This is a genomic window from Pseudomonas gozinkensis (assembly GCF_014863585.1).
GTDB classification, from domain to species: Bacteria; Pseudomonadota; Gammaproteobacteria; order Pseudomonadales; family Pseudomonadaceae; genus Aquipseudomonas; species Aquipseudomonas gozinkensis.
On the sequence record NZ_CP062253.1, the window covers coordinates 3,821,328 to 3,839,375 of the forward strand.

Here is an 18,048-nt window from a genome sequence, read left to right on the forward strand (position 1 = left end):
TAGAGCAAAGCCCCGTAAATACTGAGTTTCCGACGGATGAACCACGTTTATCGTTTCACCAAAAAAGCGCTTGCAATCGATGTATTACGGTATACCATCAGACCTATAAACACATAAAAATACGCTTCACCGCACTCGAGGATTGACCAATGATCGATGCTGCCGTCTACAAACAAGTCATGGGCTCGTTTCCGTCCGGCGTTACCGTCATCACCACGCTGGATGACGACGGCCAGATCGTCGGTCTGACCGCCAGCGCCTTCAGCTCGCTGTCGATGGACCCGGCCCTGGTGCTGTTCTGCCCCAATTACAGCTCCGATTCCTACCCCGTCCTGATCAAGAACAAACGCTTTGCCATTCACGTGTTGTCCGGCGGCCAGCAGAGCGAAGCCTACGCGTTCGCCCGCAAAGGCAAGGACAAGGCGCAGGGCATCGAGTGGACGCTGAGCGAACTGGGCAACCCGATCCTGGCCAACGCGACAGCTATCATCGAATGTGAGCTGTGGCGCGAATACGAAGGCGGCGACCACGCGATCATGGTCGGCGCGGTGAAAAACCTCATCGTTCCTCAGCAGGACGCCGGCCCGCTGGTGTATTGCCACGGCAAGATGGGCGCCCTGCCCGCTTTTGCCTGATCCGCACGATTGCACTTAAACAGGCCGGCAAGCGACCGGCCGACCACAAGAGACTCGAGGTAGCGTCATGAAATTTTCCCTGTTCGTACACATGGAGCGCTGGGACGAAAGCGTCAGCCACCGTCAACTGTTCGAAGACCTGACCGAACTGACGTTGATGGCCGAGGCCGGTGGTTTCAGCACCGTGTGGATCGGCGAACACCACGCGATGGAATACACCATCTCGCCGAGCCCGATGCCGCTGCTGGCCTACCTCGCGGCCAAGACCACCACCATTCACCTGGGCGCCGGCACTATCATCGCGCCGTTCTGGCACCCGTTGCGGGTCGCCGGTGAATGCGCATTGCTCGACGTGATCAGCAACGGGCGGATGGAGGTCGGCCTGGCGCGTGGCGCCTATCAGGTGGAATTCGATCGCATGGCCGGCGGCATGCCCGCCTCCAGCGGCGGCCAGGCGCTACGGGAAATGGTCCCGGTGGTGCGCGCCCTGTGGCAAGGCGACTACGCCCACAACGGCGAGATATGGAAATTCCCCACCTCCACCAGCGTGCCGAAACCGATCCAGAAGCCCAACCCGCCAATGTGGATCGCCGCCCGCGACCCGGACTCGCACAACTTCGCCGTGGCCAACGGCTGCAATGTGATGGTCACACCGTTGATGAAAGGCGACGAAGAAGTCCTCGATCTGAAGAACAAATTCCAGACTGCGCTGGACAACAACCCGGATGTGCCGCGTCCACAATTGATGGTGCTGCGTCATACCCACGTGCACTCGGCGGATGACCCGGAAGGCTGGAAGGTTGGCGCCAAAGCCATCTCACGTTTCTACCGTACCTTCGATGCGTGGTTCGGCAACAAGGAAGTGCCGGTAAACGGCTTCCTGGCACCGAGCCCGGAAGAGAAATTTGCAGGGCGGCCGGAGTTTGAACTGGAGAGCCTGCACAAGACCGCCATGATCGGCACACCGGAAGAGATCATTCCGCGGATCAAGTACTACCAGGAACTGGGGGTCGATGAGTTCAGTTTCTGGTGTGACAACAGCTTGCCGCACGCGGAGAAGAAGAAGTCGCTGGAGTTGTTTATCAAGCATGTGGTGCCGGCGTTTCGTTAAATACGCCGAACAACGTTGAATGTAGAAGCGCCCCGAACGGAACGTCGGGGCGCTTTTTTCGGCTGACGCAGGTGTCAGTAAGCAGTCGAGGTTGTCGCGATATCTTCCGGCGCCAGATGGCGACCATCGACCGACAGCAGCTCCAGCTTCCTGATCGGCTTTCGCTTCTGTGCATCGACCATCACCGACCCCGGCTCGCCCGGCTCGAACATGAACTCCCCGCCCCACTGCGACAGCGCGACGATCACGGTTTGCAGCGCCCGGCCCTTTTCCGTCAGCACGTACTCCTTGTAGGCGCTGCCATCGGACGCAGGCTCCATGCGCAGGATCCCACGCTCCACCAGCCCTTTGAGCCGGGTGCTCAACATGTTCTTGGCGATCTCAAGGCTCTTCTCGAAATCGCTGAAACGACTAATGCCTTCCAGCGCATCGCGGATGATCAGCAGCGACCACCAGTCACCGATCAGGTCGAGTGTCCGGGCGATTGGGCAGGCATTACCCGCAAGGCTTTTGCGCTTCATTTCGGGTGTCTCCGGCAAAACGGCAGGTTCGATGCGGTTGCATCTTACAACTCGTATCGCAAAACCGATAACGCCATGCGCCACGAACTTAGCACCTGCGTACAAGTGGCCAATCCGCTTTGTCGCGATAGTGAGCGTTGCCATCACGGCATCCACGCAGGCCCACACCCAAGGAGTTTTCATGAGCACGTTCACGACCCAAGACGGCACCGAGATCTATTTCAAGGACTGGGGCAGCGGCAAGCCCGTGCTGTTCAGCCACGGCTGGCCGCTGGACGCCGACATGTGGGAATACCAGATGGAATACCTGAGCAGCCGCGGCTATCGCACCATCGCCTTCGACCGTCGCGGTTTCGGCCGCTCCGAGCAGCCGTGGACCGGGTATGACTACGACACCTTCGCCGATGATATCGCGCAACTGATCGAGCACCTGGACCTGCGTGACGTGACCCTGGTCGGCTTCTCCATGGGCGGCGGCGATGTCAGCCGCTACATCGCGCGCCACGGCAGCGAGCGTGTTGCCGGGCTGGTGTTGCTGGGCGCGGTGACCCCGCTGTTCGGCAAGAAACCGGACTTTGCCGAGGGCGTCGACAAGTCGGTGTTCGACGGCATCAAGGCCGGCCTGCTGAAGGATCGCGCGCAGTTTATCGCTGACTTCAACGCTCCGTTCTATGGCACCAATCAGGGCCAGAAAGTCTCCGATGGCGTGCTGACACAAACCCTGAACATCGCCCTGCTGGCGTCGCTCAAAGGCACTGTGGATTGCGTCACTGCATTCTCGGAAACCGACTTCCGACCGGACATGGCGAAAATCGATGTGCCAACGCTGGTGATTCACGGCGATGGTGATCAGATCGTCCCGTTCGAAACCACCGGCAAACGTGCCGCTGCGCAGATCAAGGGCGCTGAGTTGAAAGTCTACGCAGGCGCGCCACACGGCTTTGCGGTCACCCATGCGCAGCAATTGAATGAAGACCTGCTGGCGTTTCTCGATCGCTGAGTCCGGCTGATCTGAACACGCCTTGAAAAGGGCCGCCGACAACCCTGTCGGCGGCCCTTTTTTTCCGTGTCCCGGATTCCGGCGCCACGGCGAGCCCCTTTATTTACGGGGCTTTCAGGTCTCTGCATCACGTTTTTATCTTCACATGCCAGCTTAATAATATTTTACCGATAACCACCCCCTCCCTAGTCTGATCCCAAGCACAGAGAACAGGTCGACAGCGACCTGAATCCAAAGGCCTCGTGAGAAGGGATCAGAGATGACCACTGAAATAATAAAAACAGACACGCTTGTTGTCGGCGCCGGTCAAGCGGGTGTGGCCATGAGTGAACACCTGAGCAAACTCGGTGTGCCGCACCTGGTGCTGGAGCGCAGCCGCGTTGCCGAACGCTGGCGCACCGGGCGCTGGGATTCGCTGGTGGCCAACGGTCCGGCGTGGCACGACCGGTTTCCGGGGATGGAATTCGATGATGTCGACCCGGACGGTTTCGCCCACAAGGAGCGCGTCGCCGATTACTTCGAAGCCTATGCGAAGAAATTCAACGCGCCGATCCGCACCGGCGTCGATGTGAAAAGCGTGGTGCGCAATGTCGGGCGCCCGGGCTTCACTGTCGAAACTTCCGAGGGCGTGATTGAAGCGGCCCGCGTCGTCGCTGCCACCGGTCCGTTCCAGCGTCCAGTGATCCCGGCGATTGCGCCGAAGGATGAGCGTCTGCTGCAGATTCACTCGGCCGACTATCGCAACCCACAACAACTGCCGGCCGGCTCGGTGCTGGTGGTCGGTGCCGGTTCGTCGGGCGTGCAGATTGCCGATGAATTGCAGCGCTCGGGCAAGCAGGTTTACCTCTCGGTCGGCGCCCATGACCGCCCTCCTCGCGCCTACCGCAACCGTGATTTCTGCTGGTGGCTCGGCGTACTCGGCGAGTGGGATCAGGCCGCGATGAAACCGGGCCGCGAGCATGTGACCATCGCTGTCAGCGGTGCCCACGGTGGCCGCACCATCGATTTCCGTGGCCTGGCTCATCGCGGCATGACTTTGGTCGGCGTCACCGAATCGTTCAGCGACGGCGTGGTGACCTTCAAGCAGGACCTGCGCGACAACCTCAAGCGTGGCGACGAGAACTATCTCGCGCTGCTGGATGCCGCCGACGCCTACATCGAACGCAACGGCCTCGACCTGCCGCTGGAACCGGAAGCCCGCGAGACTTATCCGGACCCTGAATGCGTGAAAAACCCGCTGGCCGATCTCGATCTGGCCGCCGCCGGCATCACCTCGATCATTTGGGCCACCGGGTTTGCCGTGGACTATTCGTGGCTGAAAGTCGCCGCGTTCGACGACAACGGCAAGCCGCAGCACCAGCGCGGTGTGTCCAGCGAAGCGGGTGTGTATTTCCTCGGTCTGCCGTGGCAATCGCGACGCGGCTCGTCGTTCATCTGGGGCGTGTGGCACGACGCCAAGCACGTGGCCGATCACATCGCCACCCAGCGCAAATACCTGGCCTATCGCGATGCCGAACAACGCGAAGCCGCGCTGCACAACAACGCAGTCGACACCGTCGACGCTTGATTTCCCTCTTCAATCCCGGCGCCCGTCGCGCCGGGTCCGATTTCGTCAGGAGCCTCACATGAGTCAGCCAACCCACACCCGCATCCGCATGTTCAACACCAAGGACACCTACCCGAACCAGACCCTGGACAACGACCTTTGCCAGGCCGTGCGCGCCGGCAATACCGTGTACGTCCGTGGTCAGGTCGGCACCAATTTCGACGGTGAACTGGTCGGCCTCGGCGACCCGCGCGCGCAGACCGAACAGGCCATGCGCAACGTCAAGCAACTGCTCGAAGAGGCCGGCAGCGACCTGAGCCATATCGTCAAGACCACCACTTACCTGATCGACCCGCGCTACCGCGAGCCGGTGTATCAGGAAGTCGGCAAATGGCTGAAGGGCGTGTTCCCGATTTCCACCGGGCTGGTGGTGTCGGCCCTGGGTCAGCCGCAGTGGCTGATGGAGATTGATGTGGTTGCGGTGATTCCCGAGTAATTCGACCTTAGCGAAAGGAGGCCACACATGACATTTTCCATCGCCGCCCGTTGCCCCGAAACCGGCCAGTTCGGCATCGCCATCAGTTCCTCCAGCATCGCCGTCGGCGCCCGCTGCCCGTGGCTGTTGCCGGGGGTCGGCGCGGTGTCGAGCCAGAACATCACCCTGCCGTCGCTCGGCCCGGAAGTGCTCGCCTTGATGGAACAAGGCCTGGCGCCCGAGGCCGCGCTGGACAAAGTGCTGACCCGCAACGGTTACAGTCAGTACCGGCAGATCACGGCGATCAACCACCTCGGTCAGACCGCGCATTTCAGCGGTGCGCAAACCCTGGGCGTGCACAACGCCGTGTCCGGCGAACAGTGCGTGGCGGCCGGCAACATGCTCGCCGGGCGCTCGGTGATCGAAGCCATGGTCAGCGCGTTTGAGGATGGCGAAGGCCAATTGGCCGACCGTCTGATCAAGGCCTTGCACGCCGCCCAGGCCCTGGGCGGTGAAGCAGGTCCGGTGCATTCGGCAGCCGTGGTCGTGGTTGGTGAACTGACCTGGCCCATCGTCAACCTGCGGGTGGACTGGGCCGATGAAGACCCGATCGGCCAATTGCAAAAACTCTGGGACGCCTATCGCCCGCAGCTTCAGGACTACATCGACCGCGCCCTCGATCCGGCCAGGGCGCCGGGCTACGGGGTTGCCGGAGACGACCGATGAGCAACAGCGTCGCGTTGCTCAGGACGCTGGTGGGGTTCGACACCACCAGCCGCGAGTCCAACCTGCAATTGATCGACTTCGTGCGTAGCCACCTCGAAAGTTTCGACGTGCCGTGCGAGCTGATCTACAACGATGAGCGCAGCAAGGCCAACCTGTTCGCCACGATCGGCCCGGCCGATCAGCCGGGCATCGTACTGTCGGGGCACACCGATGTGGTGCCCGCCGACGGTCAGCCATGGACCGTGCCGCCGTTCGAACTCAGCGAGCGCGACGGCAAGCTTTACGGTCGTGGCACGGCGGACATGAAGGGCTACATCGCCTGCGTGCTGGCGCTGGTGCCGTCGTTGATCGAAGCACCGCTGCACCTGCCGGTGCACATTGCGCTGTCGTACGACGAAGAAGTCGGCTGCCTAGGCGTGCGCTCGTTGCTCAAGGTGCTGGAGCAACGTCCGGTCAAACCGTTGCTGTGCATCATCGGCGAGCCGACCGAGCTCAAACCGGTACTCGGGCACAAAGGCAAACTGGCGATGCGCTGCGATGTCCAGGGTCACGCCTGTCATTCGGCCTACGCGCCGCTCGGAGTGAACGCCATCGAATGCGCCGCCGAGCTGATCGGCGAGCTGGGACGCATCGGCCGGCAACTCAAGGATGAACACCTCGATCCGCGTTTCGACCCGCCGTACTCCACGGTGCAAACCGGTGTGATCAGCGGCGGCAAGGCATTGAACATCGTCCCCGCCGACTGCCGTTTCGACTTTGAAATCCGCGCCCTGCCCTCGCAGGATCCGGCGATTGTCGCGCAGCAACTCAAGACCTACGCCGAACAACAAATGCTGCCGCGCATGCGGGCCGTCAGCGAGCAGAGCGATATCCGCTTCAGCGAATTGTCGGCCTATCCGGGGCTGGCCACCGATGCCCGAAGCCAGGCTGCCGAGTTGATCGCTACGTTCTGTGGTTCGGACGATTTCGGCACCGTGGCCTTTGGAACTGAAGGCGGCTTGTTCGATGCGGTGGGGATTCCCACGGTGGTGTGCGGTCCCGGCAGCATGGATCAGGGCCACAAGCCGGACGAGTTCGTCAGCCGCGATCAGCTCAAGGCCTGCGATGAGATGCTGCAAAGGATGCTGGCTTCGATTCGTCTTTGATACCGGGCCCCAACTCTTTGGGAGCAGGTTTGCCCGCGAAAGCGCCAGATCAGCCATCTGTTTGGGTTGAGTCTGATGGCCTCTTCGCGGGCAAGCCCGCTCCCACAGGACTTAGCGATTGGCGCAGATTTTCGATGCGCCACATCCTACAGACAGCTGCTCCGTTGGAGGTCTGCTGCGCTCGCGCTTGCACGTATGAAAGGCCCGAAACAGAGCGGCTTCGACGGAAACACGAAGCTCGTTTTTTTAACGCCTGAAGCAACAAAACTACTAATTTATCTCTCCCCTTTCCTTGCCCATGATCAACCCCAACAAGAAATGCGCCGTCCGTGCCGGCGCTCACTGAAGTACGTCCACGTACTCGTCCTTGCCTTGGAGTTCGTCATGGCCACCTCTGCAACAACGTCCGCACCGCTCATTGAAAAACATACGATCGGCTATGTGCCGCCCGAAGATCGCCACGGAAAGGTTCGGGATCTGTTCACCCTCTGGTTCGGCGGCAATATCGCGCCGTTGCCCATCGTCACCGGCGCCCTCGGCGTGCAGTTGTTTCACCTGAATCTGGTGTGGGGCATCGTCGCCATTCTGGTCGGTCATCTGGTCGGCGGTGTGCTGATGGCGCTGCACTCGGCGCAAGGCCCGCAGATGGGCATTCCGCAGATGATCCAGAGCCGTGCGCAGTTCGGTTCCCTTGGCGCATTGCTGGTGGTGTTGATTGCCGGCGTCATGTACATCGGCTTCTTCGCCTCCAACATCGTGCTGGCCGGCAAGTCGCTGCATGGCGTGGTCGACAGCGTTCCGGTGCCGGTCGGCATCGTGATTGGCGCGCTGGGTTCGGGGATCATCGGCATCATCGGTTACCGCTTCATTCACGTGCTCAACCGCATCGGCACCTGGGTGCTGGGGATCGGCATCGTGGTCGGTTTCGGCTACATCCTCACCCACATCCAGACCGATGACTTCCTCACTCGCGGCAGCTTCAACATCTCGGGCTGGCTCGCCACCGTGTCGCTGGCGGCGTTGTGGCAGATTGCGTTTGCGCCTTACGTGTCGGACTACTCGCGCTACCTGCCGGCGAATGTGCCGGTGGCGGCGACCTTCTGGACGACCTATCTGGGATCGGCACTGGGTTCGAGCCTGTCGTTCGTGTTTGGCGCCGTTGCCGTGCTGGCAACACCGGTGGGCATGGACACCATGGAAGCGGTGAAACTCGCCACCGGCGCCATCGGCCCGTTGATGCTGGTGCTATTCCTGCTCAGCGTGATCAGCCACAACGCCCTCAACCTGTACGGCGCGGTGCTGTCGCTGATCACGCTGGTGCAGACCTTCGCCTACCGCTGGATTCCAACCGCCAAGAGCCGTGCGGTGATTTCGATCATCGTCCTGCTGGCCTGCTGCTTCGCTGCGGTCGGCGCCTCGGCAGACTTCATCGGCCACTTCGTCGACATGGTGCTGGTGCTGTTGGTGGTGCTGGTGCCGTGGACGGCGATCAACCTGATCGACTTTTACGCCATCCACAAAGGGCAGTACGACATCGACTCGATCTTCCAGGTCGATGGCGGCATCTACGGCCGTTACAACCCGCAAGCCTTGCTGGCCTATGCGATCGGTATCGCGGTGCAGATTCCGTTCATGAACACGCCGCTGTACGTCGGGCCGGTGTCGGCGCACATCAACGGCGCGGACCTGTCGTGGGTGGTTGGCTTGCTGGTGACCTCGCCGCTCTATTTCTGGCTGGCGACTCGTGACAGTGCTTATCGTCGGCGGCTGACCTCCGGAAAACTGGTGAACAGTCTGTAAGCGATGCGTTCTGCGCTGACACACGAAGGCCCTCGAAAGTGAGGGCCTTTTTGTTTTGGATGGAGCCGCCTATTTCGACTTGAATGCCTCACGCCGCGCCTGTCGTTCGGCGGCGTACGCCTCTTGCGGCTGGCTGATCAGATCCTCACGGCGCAACACTTCACCGCAGTGATCGCACAACGGCCCGAGGCCGGCGCTGTGGTTGCAGTTCTTGTGGGTCATGTTCACCGCCAGCCCTTCCTCCGGCGACTTGCACCAGGTCTCGCCCCAAGCGCGTAACGCGATCACCACCGGGTAAAACGCCTCGCCTTTTGCGGTGAGGTGGTACTCGTAGCGTTTCGGCCGCTCGTTGTACAAGCGACGCTCGACCAGTCCGTCCGCCTCGAGGCTTTTCAGACGGGCGGCGACCATCTGCGGCGTACCGCCGGTCTGGGCCAGGATCTCGTCGTAACGATGGCTGCCCATGAACAACTCGCGCAAAACCAGCACCGTCCAGCGGTCGCCGACGATCGCCTCGGCCCGGGAAATCGGGCACAGCGTATCGGGAAGACTATCGTTTACAGCCATCAGGGCTTGCCTCTTTCACAGTTACTATGATTATCATATCAACACGATGCGGGAACAAGCCCTGAGCATCGATCACTCTCATTGCCGGAGTACATCGTCATGTCGAAACCTCTCTATCCGCTCGACAGAACCGCCTACCTGCTGGTCGATCCGTACAACGATTTTCTCTCGGACGGCGGCAAGATCTTTCCGCTGATCAAACCGATGGCCGAGCAGAACGGCTTGCTCGACAACCTGCGCAAACTCGATCGCGCCGTACGGGCCCTGCCGATTCCGGTCGTCATCGTACCGCATCACCGCTGGGTCAAAGGCGACTACGAAAACTGGGATCATCCCACTCCCACCCAACAAAAGATCATGCACATGCACCACTTTTCGCGCGGCGAATGGGGCGGTGAATGGCACCCGGACTTCGCACCGAAGGACGGCGACATCGTGGTTCAGGAACACTGGGGCTCCAGCGGTTTCGCCAACACCGACCTGGATTTTCGCCTGAAACAGCAAGGCATCACCCACGTAATCATTGTCGGGCTCCTGGCCAACACCTGCATCGAAGCCACCGCGCGCTATGCGTCCGAACTTGGCTATCACATCACGCTGGTACGCGATGCGACCGCTGCGTTCAAAGAGGAAATGATGCACGCCGCCCACGAACTCAACGGCCCGACGTTCGCCCATGTCATCACCACCACGGACGAACTGATCGCCAGCCTTCAGTCCCAGGGTGACGCGAAATGAGTCTGACTGGCCACCTGCTGATAGGCGCCGCTGACGTCCCCGCTACCGAGGGCACGATGAAGGCGCTGAATCCGGCGACCAACACACTGATCGAGCCGGAATTCGCCTTCGGCGGTGCAGCGCAGATCGACCAGGCTGCAACCCTCGCCGATGCGGCCTTCGACAGCTACAGCCACACTTCGCTGGCCGAACGTGCGGCGTTTCTCGAAAGCATCGCCGACAACCTCGACGCCGTCCGTGAGGAACTGGCCGCCCGTGCCGCACTTGAAACCGGTCTGCCTCAGGCACAGCTCGAAGGCGAAGCCGCCCGGGCCGCGACTCAGTTCCGTCAGTTCGCCGACGTGGTGCGCAAGGGTCGGTTCCTGCAACTGGCGATCGACCCGGCGCAACCTGAGCGTCAGCCCCGGCCACGGATGGATCACCGGCTGCAAAAGATCGCGATAGGCCCGGTAGCGATCTTCGGTGCGAGCAACTTTCCGATCTCCTATTCGGTGGCCGGCGGCGATACTGCGTCGGCACTCGCGGCCGGAGCTACGGTGATTCTCAAGGCCCATAACGCGCATCCCGGGGCCTCGGAAATTCAGGCTCGCGCAATCCGCAAAGCGGTGCAGATGCATGGCTTGCACGAAGGGGTTTTCTCCATGGTGCGCGGTGGTGGTAATGCCATCGGTGAGGCGCTGGTCGATCATCCTTTGATTAAAGCGGTGACGTTCACCGGTTCAGAGGTGGGCGGCATGGCGCTTTATCGCCGCGCGCAATTACGGCCTGATCCGATTCCGGTGTTTACCGAAATGACCAGCGTCAACCCGACGTTCATTTTGCCCGCAGCGCTGGCCGCACGTGGCGGCGAGATCGGCGATGGCTTTATCGAGCGGATGCTGGTGAATGTCGGGCAAGCCTGTTTGTGTCCGTCGATCCTGATCGCGGTCGAGGGTGAAGGACTGCAAGCGCTGCGCAGCGCCATGATCAAGCGAGTCAGCGAAGCGCCGGCACGCACGATGCTGACGCCGGGGATTCACGGTTCATACGTCAAAGGGCTGGTGGCAATGGAAAGTGTGGGGGCGAATCGGGTGGCGGTCGGCGCGCCGGCGGATGGGAAGTTTGAAGGCCGCTCGGCGCTGTTGGAAGTTGACGGTCAACGCCTGCTCAGCGAACCGGCGCTGGCCCATGAAGTGTTCGGCCCAGCCGCGTTGTTGGTAACGGTTAACAATGAAGAAGAGTTGCTGGCAGTTGCCCGTTCATTCAAGGGTCAACTGAGCGCAGCCATTCACCTTGAAGACCGCGATCTGGATCTGGCCCGGCATCTGCTGCCGATCCTCGAACGCCGCACCGGACGCATTGTGGTCAACGCCTTCGCCCATCCGCAGGAAGTGACTTTCGCCACCGTCCACGGCGGGCCGTTCCCGGCCACTTCGGACAGCCGCTTCACCTCGGTCGGCATGACCTCGATCGAGCGCTTTTTGCGGCCGGTGGCGTATCAGGGCTTTCCGGATGCGTTGCTGCCGCAAGTGTTGCGCGACGGTAATCCACTCGACCTGCCCCGCAGCATCGACGGCCAATAAAAAATGCCCGGTTCGGCGAATCACCGAACCGGGCATTTTTAGCGAGTCACGGGTTCGATCAGGCCGGCACACCCAGAATGATGTGCGAAGCCTTGATCACTGCCGTAGCACTGACGCCAGTCGCCAGGCCCAACTCGTTCACCGCATCTCGGGTCACGATCGAATAGACCTTCGAACCGCCGGCCAGCTCGATCACCACTTCAGCGTTAACGGCGCCATCAGTCACGCTCAGCACCTTGCCTTGCAGGCAGTTGCGGGCCGACAGGCGAATGTCGCTGGACTCGGTCATCAGCATCACCCAAGGCGCCTTGACCAAAGCAACGGCTTCTTTGCCCACCGCGATGCCCAGGCTTTTGAGGCTGGCCAGGGTCACGACTGCAACCAGCTTCTCGCCGCCCGGCAGGGTCAGGACGACTTCCGCATTGACCGAGCCTTCCTGAACCTGGCTGACCTGACCTTTGAAAACGTTGCGGGCACTGACTTTCATGATGGACGTCCTTTTGTTGACTTTAGAGTTAGGAAACGGGCTGCATCATCGGAGCAAGCGTTATGTAGTTACAACTATAGCGCTGCGCCTGAATGCACATCGACTCCTGACTTTAGATCAACAAGTCTTCATAGAAGGCGCCGTACGGAAGCTCAGGGTGTTCGATCTGTATTTCCAGAATCCACACACCGGCATTCGGAGCCTGATCAAAGTCACCGAGATTGCCGCCCCGATAAATCGCATGGGGAAAATCGCTGACCCGGTGGCCCTTGATGTCCAGATTCAGCTTCCAGCCCATCGCCTCGGCCTGATCGGTTGCGTAGCGATAAAGCTCGACACCGGTCACGCCCTGACGCCAGAAGGCCTCGACCTTGTCGAAGAGTTCTTTGGAGGCCGCCGCACAAGCGATCATCTGCGGGTCGGAACCAGTAACAAACGTCGCCCCGGCGTCGCCTTCGTGGCCTTCCCAGACCACGCCCATGTCGATGAAGAAAATGTCGTTCTCGCCCAGCACCGGATCGCCGTCCGAACGCTCCTTGAAGGTCTTCAGCGTGTTGGCGCCGAAGCGGATCAGCAGCGGATGCCAGATCCGGTCCATCCCCAGTTCAACAAGGATCTCTTTGCCCCGCGCATGGGCTTCCGATTCGCGCATACCGGGTTTGATCACCTTGGCGATCTCGTCCACGGCCTTCCAGGTCAACTGCTGGGCGTGGCGCATGGTTTCCAGCACAAAACGCTCACCTACCGCTTCTTTCCCGCTCAGGGCTGTGGTCATCGCTGATTCCTTTTGGCTAATCGCTTGCGCTGTATAGTTTTTTATATTGCGAAACAGGACGCCTAAGATACAACCATGACACAACGTGTCAATTCTCTTCTGCGCGCACCACGCCGCGCTCCTCCAGCAAGCGCACAAACATGCTCAGACTGCGCGAAACCGTACCCCGTCGCCATACCAGCCACGTCGTCAGATAGCGGAAATCCGACGCCAGCGGCCAGACGCTCACCGTCGCGCAACCGGGCATGCTCTGCAACATGCTGCGCGGCATCAGGGCCAGACCGGCGCCCGCACTGACGCAGGCGAGCATGCCGTGATAGGACTCCATTTCGAAGATCTTGCCGGGTACCGCAGCGTCGGTGCTGAACCATTTTTCGAAGTGATGGCGATAGGAGCAGTTCGAGCGGAACGCATAGATGTTCTCGCCGTTCACGTCCGCCGCGCGCTGTATCGGCCCGTGATGAAGCGGCGAGATGATGACCATTTCCTCTTCGAATGCCGGGATGCCTTCCAGCGCCGGATGCAAGACCGGGCCGTCGACGAACGCAGCCGCCAGGCGCCCGGACAACACTCCGTCGATCATCGTCCCGGACGGCCCGGTCGACAGATCCAGATCGACCTTCGGGTGTTGCTGGTTGTAAGTCGCCAGCAAACCTGGAATCCGCACCGCCGCCGTACTTTCCAGCGAGCCCAGCGGGAACGCGCCTTGCGGTTCCTCGCCGGCAACCGTGGCGCGCGCTTCCTGCACCAGATCGAGAATGCGCCGCGCGTACTCCAAAAAACTCCAGCCGGCCGGCGACAGGCGCAAGCGACTTTTCTCGCGGATGAACAGGTCGACGCCCAAGTCCTCCTCCAACTGCTTGATGCGGGTCGTCAGGTTCGACGGCACGCGATGGATCTGCGCCGCCGCAGCGCTGATGCTGCCGTGCTCGGCCACGGCCTTGAAGATTTCCAGTTGCACCAGATCCACAGTCATTCTCCAATCGTGAAAGAAACGCTCTTTATTATTCAGTTTCCAGAAATCAAACGCCACCCTACTCTGAGCGCATCCACTGACCTCGCAGGACGATGCCATGAGCCCGATTTCCAGCCAGACCCACGCCATCTCGATCAACCCCGCCACCGGCGAGCAGATCGGTCACTACGCCTTCGAATCCGCCGAAGCCCTCGACGCAGCGCTGACCCGCGCCGCCTTCGGCTTCAACAAGTGGAAACGCAAGCCGCTGCAGGATCGCTCCCGCGCCCTGACCGCGCTGGCCGGCGCTCTGCGTGACAGCAGCGAAGCCATGGCGACCATGATCACCCGGGAAATGGGCAAGCCGATCGCCCAGGCCCGTGGCGAAATCGAGAAATGCGCCAAGCTCTGCGAGTGGTACGCCGAACACGGCCCGGCCATGCTCAACGCCGAAGCGACGCTGGTCGAAGGCGGCAAGGCGCGCATCGAGTATCGTCCACTCGGCCCGATCCTCGCCGTGATGCCGTGGAACTTCCCGATCTGGCAAGTGCTGCGCGGTGCAGTTCCGGCGCTGATCGCCGGCAACACCTACGTGCTCAAGCATGCGCCGAACGTGATGGGCAGCGCCTATCTGTTGCGCGACGCCTTCACCCGCGCCGGTTTTGCCGATGGCGTGTTTGAAGTGATCAACGTCACCCCGGAAGGCGTGTCCACCGCCATTGCTGACCCGCGCATTGCCGCCGTAACCCTGACCGGCAGCGTCCGCGCCGGCATGGCCATCGGTGCACAGGCCGGTGCCGCGCTGAAAAAATGCGTGCTGGAGCTGGGCGGTTCCGATCCGTTCATCGTGCTCAACGACGCCGATATCGATGAAGCCGTGCAGGCAGCGGTGATTGGTCGCTACCAGAACTCCGGCCAGGTCTGCGCCGCCGCCAAACGCCTGATCATCGAAGAAGGCGTGGTCGAAGAATTCACCCGCAAATTCGTCGAAGCCACCCGCCAGTTGAAGATGGGCGATCCATTGTCCGCCGACAACTACATCGGCCCGATGGCGCGTTTCGATCTGCGGGACGAACTCGATCAACAAGTGCGCGACACCCTCGAAGAAGGCGCCACCCTGCTGCTCGGCGGCGGCAAGGCCCAAGGCCCGGGCAACTACTACGAGCCGACCGTGCTGGCCGATGTCACTGATCGCATGACCTCGTTCAAACAGGAACTGTTCGGCCCGGTGGCCTCGATCATCACTGCCCGCGATTGCGCTCACGCCGTGGCCCTGGCCAACGACAGCGAGTTCGGTCTGACCGCCACGATCTACACCGCCAACGTCGCCCTGGCCCAACAACTGACCAGCGAGCTGGAAACCGGTGGCGTGTTCATCAACGGCTACTCCGCCAGCGACCCGCGCGTCACCTTCGGTGGCGTGAAGAAAAGCGGTTTCGGCCGCGAGCTGTCGCACTTCGGCGTGCGCGAGTTCTGCAATGCGCAGACGGTGTGGCTGGATCGCCGCTGAATCCAATGAAAAAAAGCCCGGAAGTGTTTTGCGCTTCCGGGCTTTTTCATTTCAAACCGCCACCTGTTGTGGCTCCGATACCATCCGGTCCTTGCTTAACAGCCCCAGCACTACGGACGCCGACACCAACGTGATGATCGTCAGGATGTGCAGCAGAGACTGGAACGCCGAAGCGTAACCCTGCACCAGACGTTCGTTGGCCAGACCCGGAATCGTGTTGATCGCGTGAGCCATGTCGCCCGTGGTCACCCGGTGGGCGGTATCGGCAATCAGTGCGGCATCTGCACCGCTGGCCACGGCTTGCAGATCGGTATGCAGCAGCGAGGCAAGAATCGCCGCCACGCTCGCCAGTGCAATTCCCTCACCCGCCACCCGCACCGTGTTAAAGATCCCTGCCGCCATGCCGGCGCGCTCTTTCGGCACTACGCTGACCGACAACCCGTCCATCAATCCCCACGGCAGTCCCGCGCCGATTCCGATCAGCACCATCGGCACCACCAACGCGAATTTCGGCTCGCCGACGTTGTACAGGCTCAGCCAGTGCAAGCCCACGGCGGCAATCAAAAAACCCACGCCCGACAGAATGCCGGCCGAGACAAACCGGGTCATGGATGCCGCCAGCATCGGCACCACCAGCATCGGCGCCGACAACGCCAGCAACAGCAGACCGGCATCGATTTCACTCAAGCCTTCGACGCCGATAAACCGCAGCGGCAGCATGACCACCAGCACGATGTAGCAATAGCAGGTGCCGATCGGCAGCATCTGCACACCGATGAACCGCGGAAAACGGAACAGCGTCAGATCGAGCATCGGACGTTTGACGCGCATTTCGATCATGACAAACAGCGCCAGCAACAGCGCCGAAGCACCCAACAGCCCCACCACCAACGGACTGTCCCAACCGCTTTCGGGCGCCTGGATCACACCGAACGTGAACAGCGCCAGCATCGAGCTGAACGTCACGGTGCCTGGCCAGTCGAGACCGCTGGCGTCGGGGTCGCGGGTTTCGCGCATGCGCGGCAGGCCGAAGACCATCGCAATCACACCGATCAGCGCGGTGAAGACAAAGATCGCGCGCCAGTTGAACGCCTCGATCAGCGCCCCGGCCACCAATGGCCCGAACGCCAGGCCGATGCCAAATGTGGTACCCAGCATGCTGTAGGCACGGGTGCGCGCGTGGCCTTCGAATTCTTGCGCCAGCGCTGCAGAACCACTGGCTAGCGCTGCGGCACCGGCCACGCCCTGAATCGCCCGCAACACGTCCAGCCAGAACACCGAAGGTGCCAGGCTCTGGGCAATCGACGCTGCGGTGAACAACAGCATGCCGGCAGTGAACAGGCGCTTGCGTCCATAGACATCGGCCAAAGCCCCCGCCGCCATCAGCAGACTGCCGAAGGTCAGCATGAATGCGTTGGTGATCCAGGTCAGCGCCACCGGGCTGCCGCCCAGGTCACGGCCAATGGCCGGCGTTGCCACTGCGCCGCCGGTAAAACTTAACGGAAGGACCAGCGCCGACAGGCAAATGGCCGCAAGGATCAGCCGTTTGTCGCGCGAGCCTCGGTGTTGGGAGACGGTTGTCATGATTTCATCCAATGAAAAGAAAACAAGGCTGCGATCAACAGAGCGCAGCCTGTGATGGCTTCAACGGGGGTTGGGTCAGTCCTTGAAATCCGTGGACAGCGCCAGCTCATTCCACTCGGCCAACTCCTGCGCCACCAAGCGGTTCTTCGCTTCGATCCGCGCAATCGTGTCGCTGCCCAGCGCCAACCGCTGCGGCGGGCTCGGTGCGTTGACCAGCGCCAGCATCGCATCGGCAAACTTCAGCGGATCACCCGGCTGAGCATGATTGGCCGCTTCGGCAAACGTGCGCATCTTGCCGACGGTTTCGTCGTAGTCGGGCAGAACCAGTGCGGTCTTGATCAGCGACTGCTCGTCGAGGAAATCGGTGCGGAAGAAACCCGGTTCGACCACCGTGACCTGAATGCCCAGCGGCGCCAGTTCCTGATGCAGCGCTTCGCTGATGCCTTCCACCGCAAACTTGGTCGAGCCGTAAACGCCCCAGCCCATATAGGCCTGATAACCGCCAATCGACGAGATGTTGATGACCCGTCCGCTGCGCTGGGCGCGCATGTGTGGCAGCACGGCGCGGGTGACGTTGAGCAGGCCGAACACGTTGGTGGCAAACAGGCGCTCGGTCTCGCTGGCGCTGGTTTCTTCGACGGCGCCCAACACGCCGAACCCGGCATTGTTGATCAGCACGTCGATGCGGCCGAAGCGCTTGATGCCTTCTGCCACCGCTTGGTGGGCTTCTTCTTCGCGGGTGACGTCCAGCCGCACGGCCAGCAGGTTCGGGTGATCGCCGAGGCGGTCGGTGACGTCTTGCGGGTTGCGGGCAGTGGCAATCACCGCGTCACCGGCACGCAGGGCCTGTTCAGCGATAAGGGTGCCAAAACCACGGGAGGCTCCGGTAATCAGCCAGGTACGCATATCAA

The 18,048-nt window shown here is 61.5% G+C and carries 18 protein-coding genes; 11 read left to right on the forward strand and 7 right to left on the reverse strand.

The window, feature by feature from the left end; all coding sequences use genetic code 11:
- Positions 1 to 149: 149 nt before the first annotated feature.
- Positions 150 to 635, forward strand: coding sequence for a flavin reductase family protein (locus tag IHQ43_RS16760; RefSeq protein ID WP_007950450.1), 486 nt, complete (start codon positions 150 to 152; stop codon positions 633 to 635).
- A 67-nt stretch (positions 636 to 702) separates the two neighbouring features.
- On the forward strand, positions 703 to 1,746 hold the full coding sequence (locus tag IHQ43_RS16765; RefSeq protein WP_007950451.1) for an LLM class flavin-dependent oxidoreductase: 1,044 nt from the start codon (positions 703 to 705) through the stop codon (positions 1,744 to 1,746).
- Between the two features lie 74 nt (positions 1,747 to 1,820).
- Here IHQ43_RS16765 and IHQ43_RS16770 read toward each other — a convergent pair whose 3' ends face one another.
- Complete coding sequence (locus IHQ43_RS16770) at positions 1,821 to 2,267, reverse strand: winged helix-turn-helix transcriptional regulator (RefSeq protein WP_192565021.1); 447 nt, start codon at positions 2,265 to 2,267, stop codon at positions 1,821 to 1,823.
- A gap of 181 nt (positions 2,268 to 2,448) precedes the next feature.
- Between IHQ43_RS16770 and IHQ43_RS16775 the strand changes: the two genes are divergently transcribed.
- From IHQ43_RS16775 to IHQ43_RS16800, 6 genes are all read left to right on the forward strand, one after another.
- Positions 2,449 to 3,267: an alpha/beta fold hydrolase gene (locus IHQ43_RS16775; RefSeq protein WP_192561361.1), complete on the forward strand. Its 819-nt coding sequence runs from the start codon at positions 2,449 to 2,451 to the stop codon at positions 3,265 to 3,267.
- Positions 3,268 to 3,526: 259 nt separating this feature from the next.
- The gene (locus IHQ43_RS16780) at positions 3,527 to 4,834 is read left to right on the forward strand and encodes a flavin-containing monooxygenase (RefSeq protein WP_192561362.1); all 1,308 of its coding nucleotides are present in this window, start codon (positions 3,527 to 3,529) and stop codon (positions 4,832 to 4,834) included.
- Between the two features lie 58 nt (positions 4,835 to 4,892).
- Positions 4,893 to 5,309 (forward strand): RidA family protein, encoded by a 417-nt coding sequence (locus tag IHQ43_RS16785; RefSeq protein ID WP_007950460.1) that lies wholly within the window; start codon positions 4,893 to 4,895, stop codon positions 5,307 to 5,309.
- Positions 5,310 to 5,336: 27 nt separating this feature from the next.
- On the forward strand, positions 5,337 to 6,014 hold the full coding sequence (locus IHQ43_RS16790; RefSeq protein ID WP_192561363.1) for a DUF1028 domain-containing protein: 678 nt from the start codon (positions 5,337 to 5,339) through the stop codon (positions 6,012 to 6,014).
- A complete protein-coding gene (argE, locus tag IHQ43_RS16795) occupies positions 6,011 to 7,159 on the forward strand; it encodes an acetylornithine deacetylase (RefSeq protein ID WP_192561364.1) in 1,149 nt (382 codons plus the stop codon). Before IHQ43_RS16790 ends, argE begins: the two co-directional genes overlap by 4 nt.
- Before the next feature lie 384 nt (positions 7,160 to 7,543).
- Positions 7,544 to 8,959, forward strand: coding sequence for a purine-cytosine permease family protein (locus IHQ43_RS16800; protein WP_192561365.1), 1,416 nt, complete (start codon positions 7,544 to 7,546; stop codon positions 8,957 to 8,959).
- A 69-nt stretch (positions 8,960 to 9,028) separates the two neighbouring features.
- Here the strand turns inward: IHQ43_RS16800 and IHQ43_RS16805 are convergent, their stop codons facing one another.
- A complete protein-coding gene (locus IHQ43_RS16805; protein ID WP_192561366.1) occupies positions 9,029 to 9,526 on the reverse strand; it encodes a winged helix-turn-helix transcriptional regulator in 498 nt (165 codons plus the stop codon).
- A 99-nt stretch (positions 9,527 to 9,625) separates the two neighbouring features.
- Between IHQ43_RS16805 and IHQ43_RS16810 the strand changes: the two genes are divergently transcribed.
- Together IHQ43_RS16810 and IHQ43_RS16815 are read left to right on the forward strand one after the other, a co-directional pair.
- The gene (locus IHQ43_RS16810) at positions 9,626 to 10,264 is read left to right on the forward strand and encodes a cysteine hydrolase family protein (RefSeq protein WP_192561367.1); all 639 of its coding nucleotides are present in this window, start codon (positions 9,626 to 9,628) and stop codon (positions 10,262 to 10,264) included.
- A complete protein-coding gene (locus IHQ43_RS16815) occupies positions 10,261 to 11,826 on the forward strand; it encodes an aldehyde dehydrogenase (NADP(+)) (protein WP_192561368.1) in 1,566 nt (521 codons plus the stop codon). The genes IHQ43_RS16810 and IHQ43_RS16815 overlap by 4 nt, the downstream gene beginning before the upstream one ends.
- Before the next feature lie 58 nt (positions 11,827 to 11,884).
- Here IHQ43_RS16815 and IHQ43_RS16820 read toward each other — a convergent pair whose 3' ends face one another.
- The 3 genes from IHQ43_RS16820 to ptrR all read right to left on the reverse strand — a co-directional run bounded on the left by IHQ43_RS16820 (position 11,885) and on the right by ptrR (position 14,058).
- Positions 11,885 to 12,313 carry a TOBE domain-containing protein gene (locus IHQ43_RS16820; RefSeq protein WP_192561369.1) on the reverse strand — a complete coding sequence of 143 codons (429 nt, stop codon included), beginning with the start codon at positions 12,311 to 12,313 and terminating at the stop codon, positions 11,885 to 11,887.
- A gap of 112 nt (positions 12,314 to 12,425) precedes the next feature.
- Positions 12,426 to 13,088 (reverse strand): M24 family metallopeptidase, encoded by a 663-nt coding sequence (locus IHQ43_RS16825; protein WP_192561370.1) that lies wholly within the window; start codon positions 13,086 to 13,088, stop codon positions 12,426 to 12,428.
- Between the two features lie 88 nt (positions 13,089 to 13,176).
- On the reverse strand, positions 13,177 to 14,058 hold the full coding sequence (ptrR, locus tag IHQ43_RS16830) for a putrescine utilization regulator PtrR (RefSeq protein ID WP_007950470.1): 882 nt from the start codon (positions 14,056 to 14,058) through the stop codon (positions 13,177 to 13,179).
- Between the two features lie 103 nt (positions 14,059 to 14,161).
- Here ptrR and IHQ43_RS16835 point away from each other — a divergent pair, with 103 nt between their 5' ends.
- Complete coding sequence (locus tag IHQ43_RS16835; RefSeq protein WP_192561371.1) at positions 14,162 to 15,553, forward strand: aldehyde dehydrogenase family protein; 1,392 nt, start codon at positions 14,162 to 14,164, stop codon at positions 15,551 to 15,553.
- A gap of 51 nt (positions 15,554 to 15,604) precedes the next feature.
- Here IHQ43_RS16835 and IHQ43_RS16840 read toward each other — a convergent pair whose 3' ends face one another.
- The gene (locus tag IHQ43_RS16840) at positions 15,605 to 17,137 is read right to left on the reverse strand and encodes an MFS transporter (RefSeq protein ID WP_192561372.1); all 1,533 of its coding nucleotides are present in this window, start codon (positions 17,135 to 17,137) and stop codon (positions 15,605 to 15,607) included.
- 75 nt (positions 17,138 to 17,212) lie between these two features.
- The gene (locus IHQ43_RS16845; protein ID WP_192561373.1) at positions 17,213 to 18,043 is read right to left on the reverse strand and encodes an oxidoreductase; all 831 of its coding nucleotides are present in this window, start codon (positions 18,041 to 18,043) and stop codon (positions 17,213 to 17,215) included.
- Positions 18,044 to 18,048 lie beyond the last annotated feature (5 nt).